Consider the following 20,626-nt stretch of genomic DNA (forward strand, 5'->3'; position numbering starts at 1 on the left):
TTTTCTCCATAAAAGAGGCGCAAGAGCCGGTTATTTTAGGCAGTTTTGGCTGAGAATTGGAAAGTTTGGGGTAGGTGTATCACCATTTATAGGCGATCGCAGTTATTATACTAAAAACGGTTGAGATATGGACTTTTGTAAAATCACGAAAGCCCCAGATTTACCCGGATGTGTTGCTTGTGGTGATACCTTACAAGAAACAGAAGAACTAATTAAAGAAGCTATAGAATTGTATTTGGAAGTATTGAAAGAAGATGGAAAACCTATACCTGAACCTTTTACACAAGTAGGTAAAGTAGCAGTGACGATATAAATACAATTACTGCTGAAGCTGATATCATATCTGTTGACAATTAGGAAAGGGTAAAATTCAAATGACAATTAAAGAACAAATAACACAAAAATTAGAAAAATTATCTGAACCTGTGTTACAGGAAATCTTAGATTTTGTCCAGTTTTTGCAAACCAAGCACCAGCAAAAAAAGATGCTAGAAATTACGATTATGAGTGAATCTTCACTGGCAAAAGATTGGTTAAAACCAGAGGAAGATGCAGCATGGCAGAATTTATAAAAGGTGATGTTGTTATTGTTATCTTTAAATTTTGAGATTACAAATCGTACAAATCCTTAAACCAATTGATAAAACCCTGCACCTTCTGAGTTTGCGGATTTAAAATATTATACTTGATAGCTTGATGTATTTGTCTACCTGGTTCATCTTGCCATGCTAACCAGGTGTAAATTTCTGCTTTATCAATATAAGATTCTTTGAATGTTCCACCTTTATTTTTTGCTTCTCTTGCTACTTCCTGTGCATATTGCCAAAGATGTTCACCCTGTTCTGGAATCATATAACCTAAAAATGTTTCTAACATCCCTTCGATGATATTATCTGGCATAATCCAAACACCAATTTTTTTACCATCTAATGTGTTAATAATTAATCCTGTTTCTGGTATTTGTTCAGGAAGATGAGAAATACTTTCTATTTGCAAACAAGCATTTCTGATACTTTGCCAACGTAAAGACGCATTATCATCTGCATCTACCATTAAACCTAAATGTGTACATCTTCCAGTTTGTAATTCTGTATATATCAGGTCATAAGTAATATTTTCATAACCTCCACACTCTTGAATTGATATAATTGCTTCCTCTTTTTTTGCTCCCCAATAAATGCCATTTTTTTCAATTAATTCTGGTATGACTCGTAAATCATCTTGACCTTCAACTAATAGCCTTTTGGGGTGATAATGTTTTGCCATTGCTAACGTACCTCTAATTCTCTTTCAGCAGCAATGACAATTTGTGCTTCATTAAACACTATACTTTTCTCTTTACCTTTTTCAATTCTATGAATCCTAATTCCGTCATCAGTTACATTTTCTTGTTGTGCAATATCAGCTAAACTTTTCCAACAATCACTGTTATGTGTAGTTGCAAAAACTTGGACATTTAATTTTTTGGCTGTGTCCCAAATCATTTTCCACATATCGGACATTGCAGTAAAATGGAGTCCAGTGTCAATTTCATCTACAAATAAATAACCATCTTTAGCTGATACTATAGCTAATGCGAGTCCTAAAATTCGCCAAATACCATCTCCCATACTGCCAATAGGTACACGCTTACCATCAGCCAGAAGCACCAGAAAACCACCCCGTGAATCTGATGAATACCTCAATTTTTGAGAACTAATAGGAGCAATACGTTTAATTTTTGAGTCTATTTTATTTAATGCGTCCGCTACAATGTTTTCTTCAGGTGTTAATACTAATTGATCAAATAAATCAATCATTTCCTCTGTTTTTAAAGAAGATGATTTAACAAATTGTGTTTTTAGTTTTCTAGATAAACTTTCTTCTTTATTGCTATTACGCGACAATCTAAGAGATTCGGTTGAAATACCACCATCACGTGATATTGCTCGTAAAGTGACAAATTCTTGTTGCCCAATTTTCCATTTAACAGAAAGAATGAGTTTATTTAACTTATCAAAAGAAGCATCTTCTTCATAAATATCCGTTTTCTCATAACGAGAAATAGTATTATATGAACGTGGAGTATGTATCAAGGCATCAAGCTCTTCTTGGGTATTGTCGTTAATACCTGAGATAGAAAATTTACTCTTATCTTCAGTTTGATGACCATAAAAAAGATGCCGAATATCAACTTGATGATCTCTTTTATTATGATCACTCCAAACATACTCACCTCTGTTAATCATTATTTCACCAAGTGGCTCAAGATTAGTCCGTGAACATAAAAGCTGAACCGCTTCTAATATTGAAGTTTTCCCGCTATTATTTTCACCCACTAGCAGATTAATTCTACCTAGTTGTTGAAGTTCAAAAGATTTGAAACCTCGAAAGTTCTCTATTTTTATGCTTGTAAACATAATTTTTAAGATAAAGACAACAGAGAAATAATGATTATGTTAATTATATCATATCCCTGACTTATTCCAGAAGTTGCTTATCTATCCAATTACATTGTTCACAATGATATCTAAGAGCATCCTCTTGTCTATTAGCATCTTCACCAGTTAGACGACTTTCTATTTTTATTCCGATAAAATCTTGATAGTCTTTCGCTATTTGTTCAGATATTAGCACTTCTCTTGTTTTTGGGTGGATAGCTAACAGGTATTTATCAAACAATCTATGCAAATCTACTCTCAGAAGTAATCCATTGACAACATGATGAGATTCACTACCTCTGTAAGGAATAATATGTGCAGCTTCAATAATTTCCTCAATTTTACAACCACTAATTACACACTTATAGCCATATTTTTCTTTTAGTTCTTCTTTAAATTCTTGTTGTCCTGGTCGTGGTGGTGGACATTTTTCTGTTTTAATTTTTTTCTTAGTTAATAATTCTATCCATCCAGAATTATGATATTTCTGAATATCTGCCTCAGTTATCATTTTTTTAGTTTTGGGATCAAATTCTGTAGGAAATTTAGTTTCATTATTATAATATGCTCCTTTAAAATTAGCACCTGTAAGGTTAGTTTTAGTATTAGTTAAATCAGTGTTTCTCAAATCAACTTTTGAAAAGTTAGTATCCCTAATTCTACATCCAGCCAAGTTTGATCCCCTCAAATCTGCTTGTGTTAAATCTGCTCTTCTCAAATCTGCCCCCGTTAAATTTGATCCTTTCAAATTTGCCCCTGTTAAATTTGCTCCTCTCAAATCTACTCCTCTCAAATTCGCATTTTCTAAATTCGCTTCTGTTAAGATTGCTTTTTGTAAGCTTGTTCTAATAACTTCTTTTCTTGTTTTAATGATTCGATTATCAACACATACTTCATGTAAACTTGCACCAGAAAGGTTAGCTTTAGTTAAGTTAGCACCATCTAAACAAACACCTGTTAAATCAACACCAGAGAGATTTTTAATTACTACTCCTTCATTAAATATTTGCGAAATTAAATAATATTTTTTATCAATTTTGGTATTATCATCAATAATAACATCTTTGAAAATAGCCCTATATAAACAAGTATTGGTTAAATCTGCACCAGACAGATTAGCACCACTAAGGTTTGCATGATATAAGTTTGTATCCTTAAGGTCTGTATCAACTAAAGTTGCACCACTAAGATTTGCATAACTCAAATCTACATCAATTAAACTTGCACTACTAAGATTTGTACCACTCAGGTTTGCATCATACAAGTAGGAATGAGTTAAAATGATTTCTGCTAGGTTTTCATTACTAAAGTTTGGGGGAGCATTATCAGTCCAAATAACCCTATCACATATATTATGAAGTTCAATATTTCTGTTATATAATCTATGATGACTAAAATTTCTTTTACCTTCTTTGTAGAATTTTAAAAGTTCTCTATCTTCCATTTTTACCTGACGATAAATCATGCAACTCCTTAAACTAACTTAATAAATAAATAAAATTTTTGATTCTGTAGATTGAATATATTATACTTGATGTTTTAGTGCTTTTAAGTAGGTAAACCGAAAAATTTAAAGGTATGTGACGAAATGTAAATTCAATGAATGCCTTACAAATAGGTTGTTTTACGGGTTTCACAAAACTAAACATATATTGGTTTTATTATGTTTACCTACTTACGCTTAATTTATTAAATCACTAATCACGCTATGATAGTAAACAATGAAGGTTAAAGAAGTTCTCAAAATCCTAGAAGAAGACGGTTGGTATATAGATCGCATTAGAGGTAGTCACCGTATCCTGAAAAATGAAAATAAATCAGGTATCGTAGTTGTACCTGGAAAACCAAGTGATGATATTCCCATAGGTACACTTTCATCAATTTGGAAACAAGCAAAATTAGGAGAAATATAATGATTGAGTACACAGTAATTTATGAACGTGGTGAGACAAATTGGGGTGCTTATGTTCCTGACTTACCCGGTTGTGTCAGCATTGGGGATACTTTAGCAGAAGTACAGGAAAATATTAAGGAAGCTATAGAATTGTATTTGGAAGTATTGAAAGAAGATGGAAAACCTATACCCAAACCTTCTACAGAAGTTGGTAAAGTTGCAGTGACAATATAAACTCAAATCCCCGACTTCTATTAAAAAAATCGGGGATCAAACTCCTATTTTAACGCTGCTAACAAATCATTTTTTGCTGTTTCTAATGCTTCTGGTAACTTACTTGCGTCTCTTCCCCCAGCTTGCGCTAAGTTGGGTTTTCCACCACCTCCACCTCCACATATTTTCGCTATAGTTCCCACAAATTTCCCAGCTTGGACACCTTTTTTATTCACTTCAGGACTAAAAGCTGCAACGATACTCACCTTTCCTGCTTCAGGAATAGAACCTAAAACCACCGCACCATTACCAATTTTTTGCAGCAATCTTTCCGCAGCAGATTTTAATGATTCTGCGTCAATATCTTCCATTTGGGCGATAATGATTTTATGTTCTCCGATTATTTCCGCAGTTTGTAATAAACTATCAGATTTAACTATTGCTATCTGTGATTTCAGGCTTTGAATTTCTTTTTCGTTGTTGCGAAGTTCAGTTTGTAAAGTTGTGATTCTGTCGGGTATTTCTTCTGGTTTGACTTTAAAGCGATCGCACAAATCTTTCACAACTATATCACGCACATTCAAATAATCCAATACCGCAGCACCAGAAACCGCTTCTATTCTTCTGACTCCAGAAGCAACTCCGGCTTCAGCAATGATTTTGAAAACGCCAATTTCCGCAGTATTATTAACATGAGTTCCCCCACATAATTCCATCGAAACGCCTGGGAAATCAATCACGCGCACTTGATCACCGTACTTTTCCCCAAACATTGCCACTGCACCTTTAGCTTTTGCTTCGGCTATGGGCATCTCTTCTATTGTAGCAGGATGAGCTTCAGAAATCCAACTATTTACTAATTCTTCAATTTGGATAACTTCTTCAGCAGTTAAAGCACGGGGACAGTTAAAATCAAACCGCAATCTATCAAAAGAAACCAAAGAACCAGCTTGAGAAATTCCTTCATCAACAACTTTCTTTAAAGCAGCTTGTAATAAATGAGTTGCTGTATGATTAGCTTGAGCGCGACGACGACAAGCGGTATCTATTTGTGCGGTAATTTCATCACCAATTCTAATTGTTCCCCTTTCAATGCGTCCGAAATGAATAAAGAAATCAGATTCTTTTTTCACATCTTCAATTCTGACTAAAACACCATCACCGCTAATATATCCTTTATCGCCAATTTGTCCCCCAGATTCAGCATAAAATGGAGTTTTATCTAAAACAATTTGCACTTCTGTTCCTGCTTCTGCTGCTTCTTCGGAAACACCAGCAACTAATAAAACTTCAATTTTTGCAGTTGTTGTTAATTGGGTATAACCAATGAATTGTGTAGAGTGAATGTGTTCTGCAAGTTTATCCAAAGAACCTTGAACAGTTAAATCTATGGTTTCATGTGCTGCTTTTGCGCGTTCTACTTGTTTTTGCATTTCTGCGTTGAAACCATCAACATCAACAGTAATGTGATTTTCTTCAGCAACTTCTTGGGTTAATTCTAATGGAAAACCGTAGGTATCATAGAGAGTAAAAGCACTTTCACCACCAATGGAATTTAATCCTTTTTGTTTTACCTCTTGGATAATTTCAGCTAATAGTTTTTCTCCTCTATCAAGAGTTCTCAAGAAGTTACTTTCTTCTCTTTGCAATTCGGCTTTAATTGCAGCTTCTCTTTGTCGTAAATTTGGGTAAATTGATTCCGACAGAGAAATTGCTGTTTCTGCAACTTGGTTAATAAATTCCCCGGAAATTCCTATTAATCTCCCATGTCTAACTACGCGACGAATCAAACGCCGTAAAACGTAACCTCTTCCCACATTAGAAGCGCGAATTTCATCAGCAATCATGTGAACCACAGAACGGACATGATCACCAATTACCTTTAAAGAAACTTTGGTATTTTCATCACTTTCGTAATAATCAATTTTGGCAATTTTTGCCGCAGTTTCAATAATCGGGAAAATCAAATCTGTTTCATAGTTATTCGGCTTCTTTTGCAGGATTTGCGCCATTCTTTCCAAACCCATTCCCGTGTCAATATTCTTGTTTTGTAACGGGGTTAAATTACCGGACGCATCCCGATTATATTGCATAAATACCAAGTTATAAAACTCAATAAATCGGGTATCATCTTCTAAATCAATATTATCTTCACCGCGTTCTGGGTGAAAATCATAATAAATTTCCGAACAAGGACCACAGGGACCAGTAGCACCGGAAACCCAGAAATTATCATCTGCACCCATGCGTTTGATGCGTTTTTCCGTTACACCAATGGTATCGCGCCAAATGGTAAAAGCTTCATCGTCATCTTCAAACACACTGACAACGAGATTCTGGGGGGAGAAACCAAAGACTTGAGTGGATAATTCCCAACCCCAAGCGATCGCCTGTGGTTTAAAATAATCACCAAAGCTAAAATTCCCCAACATCTCAAAAAATGTATGATGGCGTTGAGTCCGTCCCACATTTTCGATATCATTGGTACGAATACACTTTTGCGAAGTCGTAGCGCGTTTAAATTCCGGTGTCCGTTGTCCCAGGAATATCGGCTTAAATGGTAACATACCTGCGATCGTCAGCAGCACAGTCGGATCTTCTGGAACAAGAGAAGCACTCGGAAGCGGTTGGTGTCCCCGTTGGGTGTAGAAATCGAGGAATAATTGACGAATATCGTTACCGCTAAGATACTGGGGAGTTGAAGACATGAGTGTTTAAGAAATTAAATTTAATTAGAGTAAAACAGATGAAAGACTTATATTCTACAACTGTAGAGACGTTTCATGTAGCAGAAGCTTCCCACACAGTAACGTCTCTAAATTCTCTTTACAGAACATAAGTCAGATCAACCAGAAACCGCTATATTTGCAAAAGCAGTTTTTGAAACACAATCTGATCATTATCTATTATGGACTTTTTAGAAATTAGTGAAGGTATTGCTATAATAAACTATTGTCATCTACCTAGAGTACAGTGTAAGAATTATGGATAAATCTTTACTATTGCAGCAAGCACTACATAAATTTTGCTCTCTAATGCTTGAAGATAAAGATTTTCTTACGGACGCATTTAAGCGAATAAATAAATTAAAACAGGAAGTTGGCAAAGGGTATATTTTAATCAATGTGGGAGAATTTAATCCTAATCAACGTGAGTTCATTTACTCAAATCCTGAAGGACTAGAAACATTATGGCTAGATGAATCAACAACACATCAATATTTTACAGAGAATAAAATTGCCACTAATGTTTTAAATCTAGTTCATTCTGAACCATGCCCTAATAATTACGAAATTTTTATTTTCATTGCTAAAATTGACAATGGTAATACCGTTGCAGAAGGTCGCTACAATATAGTTATAGAAAAATTCTCTGTAGCTAATCCATACCATATTAAACCATCATCAATTACATCTAAACAAATTGAAAAAAGACTCCGAAGAATGACTCAGAGTGGAGTACGTCTTTTGATGCTCGATACATCTAATCCTGATGTTATGGGTGATAATCTCACTAAATGGCTACGTGAAATCAAAAAGTTGGGTAAATATGAAGATCAACATTTTAGCATCATTATAGATTCTAATGATGAGTTTCCCGCAAAAATACCGCCAGATTTGCAAGATGATTGCTTAACTATCAGAATTGATAATTAATTATTCTGATTTCTAACAAAAATTGTGAGATAAATTATGCAAGTAGAACTGCTGGAGAAACTTTCCGCCGCTGATGCTGCCATTATCTTAGAACACTTACCGGAAAAAATTAAAACTGCTTTAATTGCCCGTGCAACTGAAATTGAGTATCCAGTTGAGGCTATTATTGAAATGGCCTTAGCTAGTTTCCTAGATACAGAAGCATTAGGTTTTGCAGATTGCAAACTAGGACGGGGACAATAAATCTAAAAAAATGCAGACGGAGAAATATGAAAAAAATCTGCTAGTTTGTGAACATAATCAACAGTTAATGGGCGTTCTCCAGTCAATATTTCAGATAAAATAGACTCGGATTCAAAAATAGATAATAAGTCTTTTTGCAACACACTAAATTCATCTATCAAGGCTTTCAGTAATTCCACACCATAAATATCAGGAATGGTATTGTGCTTTTCTTCATATTCGTAAACTAGAGTTCCTAAAATATCTAAATAATCTTCTTCATCAGGTGTTAATTCACCTTTATCAATCAGTAAATTGATAACTTTCTGTGTACTCAAAAATTCTTCCTCGGAAGTTATAGGACGCGGAGGAAAAGATTTCAGTAATTCTATATAAGCGTTGTTATTACGTATTCCAAGGGTCATTTTTCCAGTCTTCCTTATCATATTCTGCATGGGTCAGGACATGACGGATAAAAACTTTTTTATAATTGTACTTTACGAGGACAATTAGCCGATAGTTATTACCGCCTATGTTAAAAACTGTGAGATTACCAACTTGATCAGCAGAGGAGAAACTTTGACGCAATTCTACAAAATTCTGCCATTCAGCTTTTAATGTAATCTTATACCATGATTGTAGGCTAGTTTGTGCATTAGGATGTTTTTCCCAAAAGTCGGAAAGTGTCCGACGGGTAATGATGTGCATAAATATTTAATTCATGATTCGTTAGTTCATGATTCCTACCTCTTCAGTAAGCCATCAATTAAGTATAGCTTATTTATTAACCAATGACTTTTTTACACTCCTCAACAGAAACCCGTTCTCTCATTGCTGCTACCAAAGCTTGATAACCATCCCAATTTTCCTGAATCAAAGTTTTAGACTGAAGCAAATGAAAACGCTGTTTTTGCTGATAACCTGCTTCGGAAAAACCAATAACTCGCAAAATTTCAGTTAACTTACTTTTATCATCACTACCACCTTCAGCAGAGTTAAAAACCAAAGTTTCCGCCGCAATTCCCGCCATCCAAATAGTACAATAACGGTCTAACATTTGGGCAGTAATTTGACCCTTTTCTATTTGCGCTGTTAACTCGCTATCTTCTAAACTTATTCCTCCTTGTCCTGGTTGTCCTTTTTTCCAGGCTTCCCAAGCACTAAGAGTGTAGTCATTCACCGCAATTCCTAACAAATGAGCAACGAGAAAATGACCCGCTTCATGATGTAAAATACGTTCTTTATATTCTGGAGAAAATCGCGCCACTAAGTCTAATACTATCGTTCCTCCCTTGCCTTGAAAGCTGAAATTATCTAAAGTGGCAATTCCTAAAAATGTCACTGTAGCTAAAGCAGGTATCGTGGGAGAAAGATGTATTAATGGTCCTAACAGACTGGAAAAAGTCATCAAGAAGACAGATATAGCAATCAGATTTATCGCAGTTTGACTCATGGGAAGTTTTTTTAATATTATTTATATAATATAATATTTATGAAAATGTGGTAATTGGTAATAGGTAATTGGGAAGAAAAAGACAAATATTTGATATAATACCATTAAGATATAAAATAGTAAATGTAGATTGCTAAAACGTTATAAGGATTTACACCTGTGATAGTCAAAGAGTTAGAACGACAACTTCTTGCCCTCAGACCTAGTGAAAAAGTACAGGTTATTCAGTTACTTGCTCAAAGTCTTGGTAGCAATTGGCAGGGAATTGAGAAAACTCCTAAAATTTGTGGTGGAGAGGCTTGCATTGCAAATACGCGGATTCCTGTCTGGGTGCTGGTGGAGGCTCGCCGGCTTGGATATAGTGATGTTGACCTTTTGACGAGCTATCCAACGATTACAGCTACAGATTTAGCAAATGCTTGGGTATATGCAGAGGCTTATGCTGATGAGATAGAATTGGCGATTGAGCAGAATGAGGCGGCTTAGAGCATGGCACGTTTTTATGCGGATGAGCAGTTTCCTTTTCAAGTTGTGGAATTGTTGCGGAGTTTGGGTCATGACGTTTTGACGGTTCAAGAGGCGGGAAGTGCTAATCAAAGGATACCTGATGATGAAGTATTGGCGTTTGCGATAGATCAAGAGAGAGCGATATTAACTATCAATAGAGTTGATTTTATCCGGTTGCATCGTCAAAATGATCACCATTTCGGTATTGTTGTTTGTACGAATAATCGAAATTGGGAACAATTTTCTGCACGGATTGATGAGGCTGTGAAAGTAGAGGGAACATTGCAAGGGAAATTAATTCGTGTGGTACGTCCGGTTATTTAAATCGCAGAACAACGAGATAATCAACTTAAGAATCCATTTCTGCTAATTCTAACCAGCGTTCCGTCGCTACATCAATATTTTTCTTCAGCGTTTCCACCTCTTCATATAGCTTTTGTACTTGACTATAATTTCCAGCTAGAGTAGCTAATTTCCTTTCTACTGCTGTTTTATCTGCTTCTAACTTAGCAATCTTTCCCTCCAATTCCTCAAATTCCCGTCTTTCCCAATTGGATAATCTGCGGCGTTTTTTAGTCTCTGTAACTGGAGAGACAACTTTTTCTTCGACAATTACAGGTTTTTGTGTTTCTTGTTTTTCTGCTTCCTCAGCTTTTTTATAATCTAAATAAATGGAATAATTTCCTGGATATTGACGTAAACCCCCACCTTCTTCTAAAGCAAAAATCCTATCTACCGTCCGATCTAAAAAGTAACGATCATGAGAAACTACAATCACACAACCATTAAAATCCTCTAGATAGTCTTCTAATACCGCTAATGTCTGCACATCTAAATCATTAGTCGGTTCATCCAAAATCAACACATTGGGCGCACTAATGAGAATCCGCAATAAATATAAACGGCGTTTTTCTCCCCCAGAAAGTTTATTAATGGGTGCATATTGTTGATTTCCTGGAAACAAAAATCTCTCTAGCATTTGGGAAGCAGTGATTTTTGTACCGTCGGATATTTCAATAAATTCCCCTTCTTCCTTAATATAATCAATCACTCGCTGATCATCATTTACAGCCGTCAATAATTCTTCTGAATGTTGGTTAAAATAACCGATATGAATTGTAGTCCCAATTTCTACACTACCAGAATCTGGTTTAATTCTGGCGGTCATAATATCCATTAAAGTAGATTTTCCTGCACCATTACCGCCAATGATGCCAATCCGATCTTCTGGACTAAATTCATAAGTAAAATCTTTAATTAAAGTTCTCCCATTGTAGCCTTTACTAACATTCTGGAGTTCAATAACCTTTTTGCCAATCCGTCTACCAACGGTAGAAATATCTACCTTACCATTAAGTTGTTTAAACTCAGTATCTCGCAGTGCATGAGCGCGTTCAATTCTGGCTTTTTGTTTGGTACTTCTTGCTTTAGGTCCTTTTTTCAACCATTCTAATTCCCGACGTAAAATTCCTTGATGTTTTCGTTGAGTGCTAACAGCCGATTCTTCAGCTAAAGCTTTCTTTTCTAGATAATAGGAATAGTTACCTGTATAATTGTAAATATCACCACGATCAATTTCGATAATTCTATTAGTAACTTTATCTAAAAAATAACGATCATGAGTAATTAATAAAAGTGCGCCACGATAGCGATTTAAATAACTTTGTAACCATTCTACGGATAAAGCATCAAGATGGTTGGTAGGTTCATCCATTAACAATAAATCTGGTTCTGATATCAAGGCTGCTGCTAAAGCAATGCGCTTACGATATCCCCCTGATAATGTCCCAACTTTCACATCAAAATCAGCAATTCCTAATTTTGTTAAAATGATTTTGGCGTTGGTTTCTACTTCCCATGCCCCAGTTGTATCCATGCGCTGCATCACACTAGAAAGCCGAGACATTAACTGACTATCATCGGGGTAATGTGCCAATTTATCAGATAATTCTTCATACTCTCTGACGAGGTTCATTTTTTCACCACTATCAGCGAAGACCTGTTCTAAAACTGTGTTATTTTCATCTATATCTGGTTGTTGGGGTAAGTAAACAATTTTAGACCCGGAATTAACTAAAATCTGCCCACTATCAATTGATTCTAATCGAGCAATCATTTTTAATAAGGTTGATTTACCAGAACCATTAGTGCCGATTAAACCAACTTTGTCATTAGTATCTAGACTAAAACTAGCATCTTTTAAAAGTTCTTTAATTCCAAAATCTTTTTTAACTGATTGTAAGGTAACAATGCTCATATTATGCGATAATTAGTGATTAAGAATGGGGCGGGCATTGCCCACCCTACAGATGATTGTAGATGAAATTCTAGACAAATAAATCGAGGGGTAAATGTCCATACATCTCGTTAACTCCTCCCTCTTGATAAGACTGGCAAGATACTAACACTCCCCGATGATGCCCAGAATAGGAATCGAGATAACACAGGCCATTTTTGCCATTTAATTTGATGTAAACTGGGCCTTCTGGATGTGGTAAATCAGTTGGTGCTTGATAGCCCAAAGCGCGGGAATAGGTTTTCATGGCTAAAATTCCCTCTGCGGCTGTATCAGCACAAATACCTAAGATTTGATAATCGGTAAGACTGGTGAGAAAAATTAATGCCTCACGAGTGGGAGCTTTTTCTGATGGTTTAAGAATGGGGGCAATATCCAGACAGTTAAATTTGTTGAGTATTTTCTTGGCTTCTGGGAGTGAGAGTTGCTGATGATTGGGAGTAGACATAATATTGATTTGTCTAGTTTTACGTCTGGTTCTGGTTTCGGGAGTGAGATTTGCTCACATTACTAGCATTTTTGAACAAAATCAAGATTGATATGGCATATTCTCTAAGTTTTAGCAGGAATGTTTGCTGTTTTGGTAGTCTTCACTGAAAATTAGCACATCTGGTTTATTGATACGGTTATTATACCCTGCTGTTTGGTGCTGGGAATAATTATTTTAGAGACAATATTTTCTAATATAATTCCCAAAAGTGAAGTTTGCCAAATTACAAGTTACCAATTTTTCAAAATTATCTCTTCTGTTCCTCAAGGAAGATAACTGTATCTATTGCTTCAATTTTGATAATAAATCAATTCAATTATATGGTAATATTAGCTGCAAGTAATTATTAATTTACGAATGAAAACATCATCATAGTAGCGAAATGGCGAAAGCTCATGATTTTATGATGAGTCTGCCCCAAGGTTATGAGACAATTGCAATTGTGGGGGAACGGGGGCTAAAGTTATCTGGAGGACAAAGACAACGAATTGTGAACTTACAAATCAGTGCTTATACGATATTAAAAGATTCACCAATTCTCATCCTGGATGAAGCCACATTAGCGGTAGACCATGAAGCCGAAGCTGCAATTCAGCGTTATTTAAACCGGATTACAGTTAATTGTACCACAGTTGCGAACTGACAAGTCAGTGCTTACGCGATCGCTCACCGTCTTTCCACCATTCGTAATACTGATTGCATTTATGTCATGGAACATGGCAAATTAGTCGAAGCCGGAACTCATGAACAACTATTAGAGAAAAATGGCATTTACACAAGTCTCTGGCGTGTGCAATCTGGGTTAAAATAAATGTCATCTACAAAATATCTTGTAGGGTGCGTCAGAGTTAAAATATTTTTTAATATCCACAGATTTTCATGTCTGACGCACCAAACTTGTATATAATGTATCGTCAAATCTAGTGTATCCAATCTCGGTTAAAATAGAAAAATAAAATCACCAATTAATCATCATGTTTAGTATTCCTCAACCAGAAACAGCAGAGAATAAATGGCGCGGACAGTTAGATAGATTTGTCAAAAACAATCAGCCAGAACTAGCCGCACTTTTTTGGGGATTGTGGTTAGAAAATGGTAATAGTCAGGGAACTATTGGGATTGATTTACAACCAACTCCCCATTTTGTCTATTGTCCCCAAGCCGAAATAGAAAAATTAAATGAGCGAGTTGAAAATCGTCTCCAAGAAATTTTAGGAATTATTGATAACAACAAACCCGAAACAGAAGTAGTCATGATTGGAATTGGTAAAGGGGAAATTAAGTTAATACAATTTGCACCCAAATCATCACCAGAAACTTGTTTTCAAGAAATCGGCAAAGATGTAGATGAATTATTAGATTTACTAGAACAGCGATTAGTTGAGCAAATCAACTGATATTAATTTTATTCAAATTTTGGTTTAATTAAGAAAAAGAGGTATCACCAAAAAGATGATGATTTTGGCTCAAAGCTTAACTATTGACTCGGTTTTAGTAAACAACTGTATCCAGTTCACAACCTGGGGATTTTCCTCACTCTTACTCGCAGAAGTTGTCAGAGATGCTTATCATGCTTTGTGCCATCAGATAACATGGTTAGCAAAATGGCATAATAAACATCATGCTGTATATCGGCGGGATTTAACTTTAATTTCCCAAAAAGCCTACGTAGATTCCCAGTTGTATCACGATATCGTCGAATCAGTAATATTAGTAGTTATTTTAACAATAATTGCCTTACTAGCGCATCAATGGGGATTATGGTTAGGAGTCGCTTATGCTGTTACTTTTTTATATGGTGCATCACTGCGATATTTCCAAGGAACAATAGACACAGACTACAATCATTTACCCGGACCATTAGACACAATTCCCTCCGTTTTGTGGGTAAATAGAACCTATCATTGGCGACATCATTTTGATGATGTTAATGCGTACTATAGCGGTGTATTTCCTCTAGTGGATAAAATATTAGGAACAGGACTTTCTCTCAAAGGTAAAACCGTAGCTTTAACAGGTGCTTCCGGTGCATTAGGACAAGCGTTAGCAGCGGAATTATTAAAGCATAATGCCAAAGTTGTGGCATTAACAACTAATCCTGAAAAAATCGCAGTTCAAGAGCGTGTCAAAGTTATAAAATGGGAATTGGGTAATGAAGCTCAACTAAAAGAAAGTTTAAATAAAGTTGATATTCTCATTATCAATCATGGCGTAAATGTTTATGGAGATAGGACTTCTGCCGCTATCCACAATTCCTATCAAGTTAACACATTTTCCGCTTTGGAATTAATAGATGTTTTTTCTGCAACTGTCACCGGACCTCAAGACAAAGCCACTAAAGAAATTTGGGTAAATACTTCAGAAGCCGAAGTTTCTCCAGCTTTAAGTCCCTTGTATGAACTCAGCAAAAGAGCATTAGGGGATATTGTTACCCTCAAAAGATTAGATCAAACTTGTGTCATTCGCAAATTAATTTTAGGTCCGTTCAAAAGTCAATTAAATCCCTATGGTGTCATGTCAGCAGCGCAAGTTGCAAAGGGAATTGTATTTTTTGCAAAACGGGATTTTAGAAATATTATTGTCACAGTCAATCCTTTGACTTATTTACTATTTCCAGTAAAAGAATTTAGTACCTGGTTCTACTATCGCATTTTTAGTAAAGGGGTGAAAAGCAAATAGTTACAAATGATAGCGTTGCTCAATTTTAGGTCACTTGAATTTTCACTTCATCGTATAATTTGGGCATTAAGTGGCCAAAATTAGGTGTTAGTTAGATATTATTGCTCAACTTGGTGGTTCATTTGGCGATCGCTCTCAAAAACCTCCCGAAATTTCTACTTTAGTTTTGTGGGTTGCATCAGTTTCAATCCTTCTTTCAGCGCACTCAAAAACCTCCCGAAATTTCTACTTTAGTTTGTGGGTGGCATCAGTTTCAATCCTTCTTTCAGCGCACTCAAAAACCTCCCGAAATTTCTACTTTAGTTTGTGGGTGGCATCAGTTTCAATCCTTCTTTCAGCGCACTCAAAAACCTCCCGAAATTTCTACTTTAGTTTGTGGGTGGCATCAGTTTCAATCCTTCTTTCAGCGCACTCAAAAACCTCCCGAAATTTCTACTTTAGTTTGTGGGTGGCATCAGTTTCAATCCTTCTTTCAGGGCTAGAAACTCGTTCTGGGTAAGGTTGTGTACACCGTAGCCACGTCGGTGAGCAATGCTGCTTAGTTAAGCCTAAACAGTTATTGTATAGTAGGTAGGGGTTTAGCAGTGCTAAACCCCTACCGTTTCCATCCCCTTGCGGGGAAGTTGGTTTGGAAAGTTGCAAATATTGCTCAAATCAAAGGTTCTGAAACTACTCGTTTCCATCCCCTTGCGGGGAAGTTAGTTTGGAAAGCTGTTCCTCAGAAAAATTCTGGAACCACTCAATCTTTTATGTTTCCATCCCCTTGCGGGGAAGTTGGTTTGGAAAGAAGAAAGCTTTAGGAATCCAGACTCTGGCTGGTGTAACGTTTCCATCCCCTTGCGGGGAAGTTGGTTTGGAAAGAGTTCACTTCTGGAAAGCTTACTGGGCAAGGGTTTCAGATACCCATTTCGACACACCTCAGAAAAATGGAAAAATTTTCTCACAAAGTGGCGGATTTTGTCGGCTGAAATCTTTGGTGCGTAAGGCTTCGACACACCTCAACGAAATTATAGGGTTTTCAAGGTTCAGGGGAGGTGTGTCGAAAAAATTCAACTTACCCAGTTTTATTCTATTACTTAGTAACTAGAATAGTCAACAACTTTTTTGTATAAATTTGATTTATAGGGGTTATTGCACTTGATACAACACAATAGAGGGCGGGGAAACCCCGCCCCTACGGGATTTGCTGACTGTATCTCACAAAGAATACATACCGCTATGCTCAAGCTCTTACTCTCTGCGCCTCTGCGTGATAAAAAAATCATACTTTCCCTGATTACCCAGTCCCCAGTCCCCAGTCCCCAATCTAAACGTCCTCAGCAAAAATAAAGCGATATAACTCGCTAGGATCTGGTTCAGGACTAGTTTCTGCAAATCTCACAGCTTCATCAATCACAGCCTGAATTTTCTTTTCCACATCTTTCAATTCTGCTTCTGTGGCGAGATTTTGTTCCACCAAATAACCCGCTAACTTTTTAATCGGGTCACGAGCAAACCAAAAATCCTTTTCTTCCTTGCTGCGGAGTTCGTCTGGGTCAGCCAGAGAGTGACCCCGGAAGCGATAGGTCATGGCTTCGATTAAGGTGGGACCTTCTCCAGCACGGGCGCGGGCTACAGCTTCTTGTGCTACTTGACGGACTGCTAAAACATCCATTCCGTCTACTTCCACACCCACCATGTTAAACACACTGGCTTTTTTGTATATCTCTGGTTGGGAAGTTGCTCTTTCATGAGCCATACCGATCGCCCATTTATTATTTTCTACCACAAAAAGAATCGGCAATTTCCATAAAGCTGCCATATTCAATGTTTCAAAAAATTGACCGTTGTTAGCAGCACCGTCACCAAAGAAGCAAGCGGTTACTTGGTCGGCGGTTTTGTCTCCCAACACTTCCCGACGATATTTAGATTGGAAAGCCGCACCAGCAGCCACAGGAATACCTTCCGCTACGAAAGCATAACCACCTAGTAAACGGTGTTCAGCAGAAAACATATGCATTGAACCACCGCGCCCTTTACTGCAACCTGTGGCTTTACCAAATAATTCTGCCATAACTTCGCGGGCGGGGACTCCGGCGCTCAAAGCATGAACGTGGTCACGGTAGGTACTGGAAACGAAGTCTTCACCGGGACGCATTGCACCTTTAACGATGCCGCTACAAACTGCTTCTTGTCCGTTGTATAGGTGGACAAATCCAAACATTTTTCCTCTATAATACATTTCGGCACATTTATCTTCAAATAAACGTCCTAATGTCATATCTTCATATAAGCCTAGTCCTTCTTCTTTGGTGATTTGGACTGTGGCGGTATTAAATGCGGGTAATGTGCGCTCTTGAGCCATGCTGGTGAAGTATTCCTATTGTAAAAGTTAAAGTTAAGTTTGTCTTTGTTTACGTTAGCTATAAATTAGCCAGGGTTGACAAAATTAATTTATCAAAACCTATTTTATATGGTATCAATCAGGATAACTGTCTTTCTGCATAGGGATTAACAATTGAGTGAATGAAGCTGCATGAAATAAGATTTTAAGAATAATTGAACGCAGATGAACGCGGATAAACGCAGATATGATAATTCTGTGCAGCAACCAACAAGGAACAACCGACCACTGACCACTGACCACTAACAACTATTTCCCTGTGAGTTTGACTAGTCCAATACCACCAAAGTATAGTCCTAAAACTGCTCCTGCTAAAAGACTTTGGGTGAGAGGGTCGGTGGAAGGTGTGAGTATTGCTCCTAATACTACTGCTGCCATGATGACATAACGCCAGCCTTTTAACATGATTTTTGAGGAAACAATTCCCAAGGTGGCCAGCAAGATTTGAATGACGGGAACTTGGAATGCTAGTCCTGTGGTGAATAACAATAACAGTACAAAATCAAAATATTTGTCAATTGACCACAGTTGCTCTACGACATCTGCACCATAGTTAATGAAGAATTGCAATGCGGCGGGGATAAGTGCAATGTAGGCGAAAATTAAGCCGCATACAAATAATATGCTCGAACCTAACACTACGGGAATAACTAACCGTCGTTCGCGTACGGTGAGACCAGGAAGTACAAATTGAATGATTTGATAAAGTATGAAGGGTGTGGTCAGGATTAAACCACCATAAGCGGCAACTTTCATGGAGACAAAGAAAAATTCTCCAGGTGCTAATTGCAGAAATTTTACGCCGTGAGCAGGAACTTCTAGTAACTGCACTAGGGGTTTGACGAAAATAAAACAACCGATAATACCCACTACTACAACTATAAGGGCATAGAAAATTCTTTGCCGCAACTCTTCCAGGTGGTCAAAAATGGACATTTCTACTTCACCTGGTAATTCATCTAGGGGGTTAATAGATGGTTCTGGATCTGAGTCTGGGGATTTGATTGTATTTGTATCTACGTCTTGTGAAGAGGTCATGTGTAAGAGGAGTGGGAATCGTTTGTTAGGCAATCTTTGTTCACTATTCTATAGGGAATAGGTCTGAAAACTCTTGAAGTTGTGAATGAGTCAGGAAAATAACTGTATTTATTGCTGGTAATATTTATATCTTTAATTTTATTTTTATATTTGTAATGATTTTTCTTCAAAAGTATTAATTGCTACTATGCTTTTTATGGCATTACAAATTTATTACTACTTGATAAATAAGTAATAATTTAAAACTCAGTATGAGTTTATAAAATATTAATTAGCTCTATGGCTTGTAATGAGTCATTTTTTCATGATTACGAAAAAATAATCTCCGCTGGGGATTAAATGCAACTGTGTTTTATATTACGTTGTTTATTTGATGACGGATAATATTGATTTTTGTTTCTGGTCAAAAAAAGATTTTTTTGTCCGGGTTTTTCTCAGAGAATTTGTATAGATGGAAAGAACGTTATCTTGTGGTTAAATTAACTTTGCCAGGGGGGTAAAAGTTAATTTAGCAGTCACGGATCCCAATTGGGATTTGTGAATTAATTAAAAAAAACGACTCGTTTGTTCATTTTTAGATAAATCAATGATGTAGTTTGGCGATGTTCAATACTGGTCTAGATTAATCTTTATTATGAATAGACGTGATAGGCTAATGCGCTTTAAATTTGCATTGTTTGTGGTGTCTTGTTTGATGCTATGGACAGATTTTTTATGGCAATTTTTATGACTATTGGCTGATTCATAAGTTTTTCATAATTGATCAAGATGATGTTGTTGATTACGCAATAGCAGTCTGAATTGAAGTTTGATATGAAAAGAACAATTGGTTTAGGACTTATGGTATTGTCGGTCTATCTGTACAATTCCAACGCTTGTTTTGCAGGGAACAAGCTGTCCGTTGACAATACAGGGACAAGAATCGGAAATTATACTCAATCACAGTTAGTGGTGGGTATGTCTGCTAGAGACGAACAATCAGGTGATTGTATTCGTCAGGGTCAATGCAAGGATTAATATGCTTTGATGACAAAGTAATAATGGCAATTGAAGCTATGTAATTTAGTGTTTGACTAGATTTGTCAGAACATCAAGTTTTTTATCCACTTTCAATATTGTGCCTGTTTTGGGTTGCTTCTGTAGAGGGAGTGATTCAATTGTTGTGGCGGTTATCAGTCGGATGCAATGCTATTCAGTGTAATTTATTGATTTAGGGTGGGGAAACCCCGCCCTTACTTTCTATTATGTTATTTATATTACTAGTGTAAAATTTTGATGCGGTTAAATTGTTTTGGGGACTGGGTTGGGTGAGGCTGTAAAAAAAAAGATAAAATTAATTGTGTTTCTATACCAAGTTATTGCGGATATGTCTGGT

The 20,626-nt window shown here is 36.5% G+C and carries 21 protein-coding genes, 3 pseudogenes and 1 CRISPR repeat array; of the genes and pseudogenes, 11 read left to right on the top strand and 13 right to left on the bottom strand.

Annotation, left to right across the window (positions count from 1 at the left end; genetic code table 11):
* Window positions 1-127 precede the first annotated feature (127 nt).
* Both FJR05_RS02750 and FJR05_RS02755 read left to right on the top strand, forming a co-directional pair.
* Window positions 128-313 (top strand): type II toxin-antitoxin system HicB family antitoxin, encoded by a 186-nt coding sequence (locus tag FJR05_RS02750; protein ID WP_168642705.1) that lies wholly within the window; start codon window positions 128-130, stop codon window positions 311-313.
* A gap of 61 nt (window positions 314-374) precedes the next feature.
* Entirely contained in the window at window positions 375-572 is a 198-nt protein-coding gene (locus FJR05_RS02755) for a DUF2281 domain-containing protein (RefSeq protein ID WP_168642706.1), read from the top strand.
* Window positions 573-609: 37 nt separating this feature from the next.
* Here FJR05_RS02755 and FJR05_RS02760 read toward each other — a convergent pair whose 3' ends face one another.
* The 5 genes and pseudogenes from FJR05_RS02760 to FJR05_RS27830 all read right to left on the bottom strand — a co-directional run.
* The gene (locus FJR05_RS02760) at window positions 610-1,266 is read right to left on the bottom strand and encodes a DUF3226 domain-containing protein (protein WP_168642707.1); all 657 of its coding nucleotides are present in this window, start codon (window positions 1,264-1,266) and stop codon (window positions 610-612) included.
* A gap of 2 nt (window positions 1,267-1,268) precedes the next feature.
* Window positions 1,269-2,399 (bottom strand): ATP/GTP-binding protein, encoded by a 1,131-nt coding sequence (locus FJR05_RS02765; protein WP_168642708.1) that lies wholly within the window; start codon window positions 2,397-2,399, stop codon window positions 1,269-1,271.
* Between the two features lie 61 nt (window positions 2,400-2,460).
* Entirely contained in the window at window positions 2,461-3,168 is a 708-nt protein-coding gene (locus tag FJR05_RS27820; protein WP_371416777.1) for a pentapeptide repeat-containing protein, read from the bottom strand.
* A pseudogene (locus FJR05_RS27825) lies at window positions 3,146-3,223 on the bottom strand (hypothetical protein); the annotation flags it as partial. The pseudogene FJR05_RS27825 and the gene FJR05_RS27820, both read right to left, overlap by 23 nt.
* A gap of 89 nt (window positions 3,224-3,312) precedes the next feature.
* Window positions 3,313-3,885 (bottom strand): annotated as a pseudogene (locus tag FJR05_RS27830) (pentapeptide repeat-containing protein); the annotation flags it as partial.
* A gap of 256 nt (window positions 3,886-4,141) precedes the next feature.
* On the opposite strand from FJR05_RS27830, the gene FJR05_RS02775 reads away from it, so the two are divergent.
* Window positions 4,142-4,333, top strand: coding sequence for a type II toxin-antitoxin system HicA family toxin (locus FJR05_RS02775; RefSeq protein ID WP_137909550.1), 192 nt, complete (start codon window positions 4,142-4,144; stop codon window positions 4,331-4,333).
* On the top strand, window positions 4,333-4,548 hold the full coding sequence (locus FJR05_RS02780) for a type II toxin-antitoxin system HicB family antitoxin (protein WP_168538881.1): 216 nt from the start codon (window positions 4,333-4,335) through the stop codon (window positions 4,546-4,548). The genes FJR05_RS02775 and FJR05_RS02780 overlap by 1 nt, the downstream gene beginning before the upstream one ends.
* A gap of 44 nt (window positions 4,549-4,592) precedes the next feature.
* Here FJR05_RS02780 and alaS read toward each other — a convergent pair whose 3' ends face one another.
* Entirely contained in the window at window positions 4,593-7,235 is a 2,643-nt protein-coding gene (gene alaS / locus FJR05_RS02785; protein WP_168642710.1) for an alanine--tRNA ligase, read from the bottom strand.
* 276 nt (window positions 7,236-7,511) lie between these two features.
* Between alaS and FJR05_RS02790 the strand changes: the two genes are divergently transcribed.
* The gene (locus tag FJR05_RS02790) at window positions 7,512-8,183 is read left to right on the top strand and encodes a hypothetical protein (protein WP_168642711.1); all 672 of its coding nucleotides are present in this window, start codon (window positions 7,512-7,514) and stop codon (window positions 8,181-8,183) included.
* 36 nt (window positions 8,184-8,219) lie between these two features.
* A complete protein-coding gene (locus FJR05_RS02795; protein ID WP_168642712.1) occupies window positions 8,220-8,426 on the top strand; it encodes a hypothetical protein in 207 nt (68 codons plus the stop codon).
* A gap of 2 nt (window positions 8,427-8,428) precedes the next feature.
* On the opposite strand, the gene FJR05_RS02800 is transcribed toward FJR05_RS02795, so the two are convergent.
* From FJR05_RS02800 to FJR05_RS02810, 3 genes are all read right to left on the bottom strand, one after another.
* The gene (locus tag FJR05_RS02800; protein WP_168642713.1) at window positions 8,429-8,830 is read right to left on the bottom strand and encodes a type II toxin-antitoxin system HigA family antitoxin; all 402 of its coding nucleotides are present in this window, start codon (window positions 8,828-8,830) and stop codon (window positions 8,429-8,431) included.
* Window positions 8,811-9,113, bottom strand: coding sequence for a type II toxin-antitoxin system HigB family toxin (locus FJR05_RS02805; RefSeq protein ID WP_168642714.1), 303 nt, complete (start codon window positions 9,111-9,113; stop codon window positions 8,811-8,813). The genes FJR05_RS02800 and FJR05_RS02805 overlap by 20 nt, the downstream gene beginning before the upstream one ends.
* Window positions 9,114-9,189: 76 nt before the next feature.
* Window positions 9,190-9,858 carry an ATP-dependent Zn protease gene (locus tag FJR05_RS02810; RefSeq protein WP_168642715.1) on the bottom strand — a complete coding sequence of 223 codons (669 nt, stop codon included), beginning with the start codon at window positions 9,856-9,858 and terminating at the stop codon, window positions 9,190-9,192.
* A gap of 159 nt (window positions 9,859-10,017) precedes the next feature.
* Between FJR05_RS02810 and FJR05_RS02815 the strand changes: the two genes are divergently transcribed.
* On the top strand, window positions 10,018-10,344 hold the full coding sequence (locus FJR05_RS02815) for a DUF433 domain-containing protein (protein WP_168642716.1): 327 nt from the start codon (window positions 10,018-10,020) through the stop codon (window positions 10,342-10,344).
* A gap of 3 nt (window positions 10,345-10,347) precedes the next feature.
* A complete protein-coding gene (locus FJR05_RS02820; RefSeq protein WP_168642717.1) occupies window positions 10,348-10,689 on the top strand; it encodes a DUF5615 family PIN-like protein in 342 nt (113 codons plus the stop codon).
* 25 nt (window positions 10,690-10,714) lie between these two features.
* Here the strand turns inward: FJR05_RS02820 and FJR05_RS02825 are convergent, their stop codons facing one another.
* Both FJR05_RS02825 and FJR05_RS02830 read right to left on the bottom strand, forming a co-directional pair.
* The gene (locus tag FJR05_RS02825) at window positions 10,715-12,622 is read right to left on the bottom strand and encodes an ABC-F family ATP-binding cassette domain-containing protein (protein WP_168642718.1); all 1,908 of its coding nucleotides are present in this window, start codon (window positions 12,620-12,622) and stop codon (window positions 10,715-10,717) included.
* Between the two features lie 70 nt (window positions 12,623-12,692).
* A complete protein-coding gene (locus FJR05_RS02830; protein ID WP_168642719.1) occupies window positions 12,693-13,109 on the bottom strand; it encodes a DUF1824 family protein in 417 nt (138 codons plus the stop codon).
* 415 nt (window positions 13,110-13,524) lie between these two features.
* Here FJR05_RS02830 and FJR05_RS02835 point away from each other — a divergent pair.
* The 3 genes and pseudogenes from FJR05_RS02835 to FJR05_RS02845 form a co-directional block, all read left to right on the top strand.
* Window positions 13,525-13,962, top strand: a pseudogene (locus FJR05_RS02835) (ABC transporter); the annotation flags it as partial.
* 163 nt (window positions 13,963-14,125) lie between these two features.
* On the top strand, window positions 14,126-14,548 hold the full coding sequence (locus tag FJR05_RS02840; protein WP_168642720.1) for a hypothetical protein: 423 nt from the start codon (window positions 14,126-14,128) through the stop codon (window positions 14,546-14,548).
* Between the two features lie 58 nt (window positions 14,549-14,606).
* A complete protein-coding gene (locus FJR05_RS02845) occupies window positions 14,607-15,830 on the top strand; it encodes a bifunctional sterol desaturase/short chain dehydrogenase (RefSeq protein ID WP_168642730.1) in 1,224 nt (407 codons plus the stop codon).
* Window positions 15,831-16,429: 599 nt separating this feature from the next.
* Window positions 16,430-16,691: a CRISPR direct-repeat array (repeat unit 36 nt; unit sequence GTTTCCATCCCCTTGCGGGGAAGTTGGTTTGGAAAG).
* A gap of 445 nt (window positions 16,692-17,136) precedes the next feature.
* Here FJR05_RS02845 and pdhA read toward each other — a convergent pair.
* Window positions 17,137-18,174: a pyruvate dehydrogenase (acetyl-transferring) E1 component subunit alpha gene (pdhA, locus tag FJR05_RS02850; protein WP_168642721.1), complete on the bottom strand. Its 1,038-nt coding sequence runs from the start codon at window positions 18,172-18,174 to the stop codon at window positions 17,137-17,139.
* A gap of 288 nt (window positions 18,175-18,462) precedes the next feature.
* Entirely contained in the window at window positions 18,463-19,251 is a 789-nt protein-coding gene (gene tatC / locus FJR05_RS02855) for a twin-arginine translocase subunit TatC (RefSeq protein WP_168642722.1), read from the bottom strand.
* Window positions 19,252-20,626 lie beyond the last annotated feature (1,375 nt).

This window comes from Dolichospermum sp. UHCC 0259, from assembly GCF_009711935.1.
GTDB lineage: Bacteria > Cyanobacteriota > Cyanobacteriia > Cyanobacteriales > Nostocaceae > Dolichospermum.

Excerpts from the sequence above, each read along its gene's own strand:
- FJR05_RS02750 (WP_168642705.1), top strand. The coding sequence starts at position 128 with ATGGACTTTTGTAAAATCACGAAAGCCCCAGATTTACCCGGATGTGTT.
- FJR05_RS02755 (WP_168642706.1), top strand. The coding sequence starts at position 375 with ATGACAATTAAAGAACAAATAACACAAAAATTAGAAAAATTATCTGAA.
- FJR05_RS02760 (WP_168642707.1), bottom strand. The coding sequence starts at position 1,266 with ATGGCAAAACATTATCACCCCAAAAGGCTATTAGTTGAAGGTCAAGAT.
- FJR05_RS02765 (WP_168642708.1), bottom strand. The coding sequence starts at position 2,399 with ATGTTTACAAGCATAAAAATAGAGAACTTTCGAGGTTTCAAATCTTTT.
- FJR05_RS02775 (WP_137909550.1), top strand. The coding sequence starts at position 4,142 with ATGAAGGTTAAAGAAGTTCTCAAAATCCTAGAAGAAGACGGTTGGTAT.
- FJR05_RS02780 (WP_168538881.1), top strand. The coding sequence starts at position 4,333 with ATGATTGAGTACACAGTAATTTATGAACGTGGTGAGACAAATTGGGGT.
- alaS (WP_168642710.1), bottom strand. The coding sequence starts at position 7,235 with ATGTCTTCAACTCCCCAGTATCTTAGCGGTAACGATATTCGTCAATTA.
- FJR05_RS02790 (WP_168642711.1), top strand. The coding sequence starts at position 7,512 with ATGGATAAATCTTTACTATTGCAGCAAGCACTACATAAATTTTGCTCT.
- FJR05_RS02795 (WP_168642712.1), top strand. The coding sequence starts at position 8,220 with ATGCAAGTAGAACTGCTGGAGAAACTTTCCGCCGCTGATGCTGCCATT.
- FJR05_RS02800 (WP_168642713.1), bottom strand. The coding sequence starts at position 8,830 with ATGACCCTTGGAATACGTAATAACAACGCTTATATAGAATTACTGAAA.
- FJR05_RS02805 (WP_168642714.1), bottom strand. The coding sequence starts at position 9,113 with ATGCACATCATTACCCGTCGGACACTTTCCGACTTTTGGGAAAAACAT.
- FJR05_RS02810 (WP_168642715.1), bottom strand. The coding sequence starts at position 9,858 with ATGAGTCAAACTGCGATAAATCTGATTGCTATATCTGTCTTCTTGATG.
- FJR05_RS02820 (WP_168642717.1), top strand. The coding sequence starts at position 10,348 with ATGGCACGTTTTTATGCGGATGAGCAGTTTCCTTTTCAAGTTGTGGAA.
- FJR05_RS02825 (WP_168642718.1), bottom strand. The coding sequence starts at position 12,622 with ATGAGCATTGTTACCTTACAATCAGTTAAAAAAGATTTTGGAATTAAA.
- FJR05_RS02830 (WP_168642719.1), bottom strand. The coding sequence starts at position 13,109 with ATGTCTACTCCCAATCATCAGCAACTCTCACTCCCAGAAGCCAAGAAA.
- FJR05_RS02840 (WP_168642720.1), top strand. The coding sequence starts at position 14,126 with ATGTTTAGTATTCCTCAACCAGAAACAGCAGAGAATAAATGGCGCGGA.
- FJR05_RS02845 (WP_168642730.1), top strand. The coding sequence starts at position 14,607 with ATGATTTTGGCTCAAAGCTTAACTATTGACTCGGTTTTAGTAAACAAC.
- pdhA (WP_168642721.1), bottom strand. The coding sequence starts at position 18,174 with ATGGCTCAAGAGCGCACATTACCCGCATTTAATACCGCCACAGTCCAA.
- tatC (WP_168642722.1), bottom strand. The coding sequence starts at position 19,251 with ATGACCTCTTCACAAGACGTAGATACAAATACAATCAAATCCCCAGAC.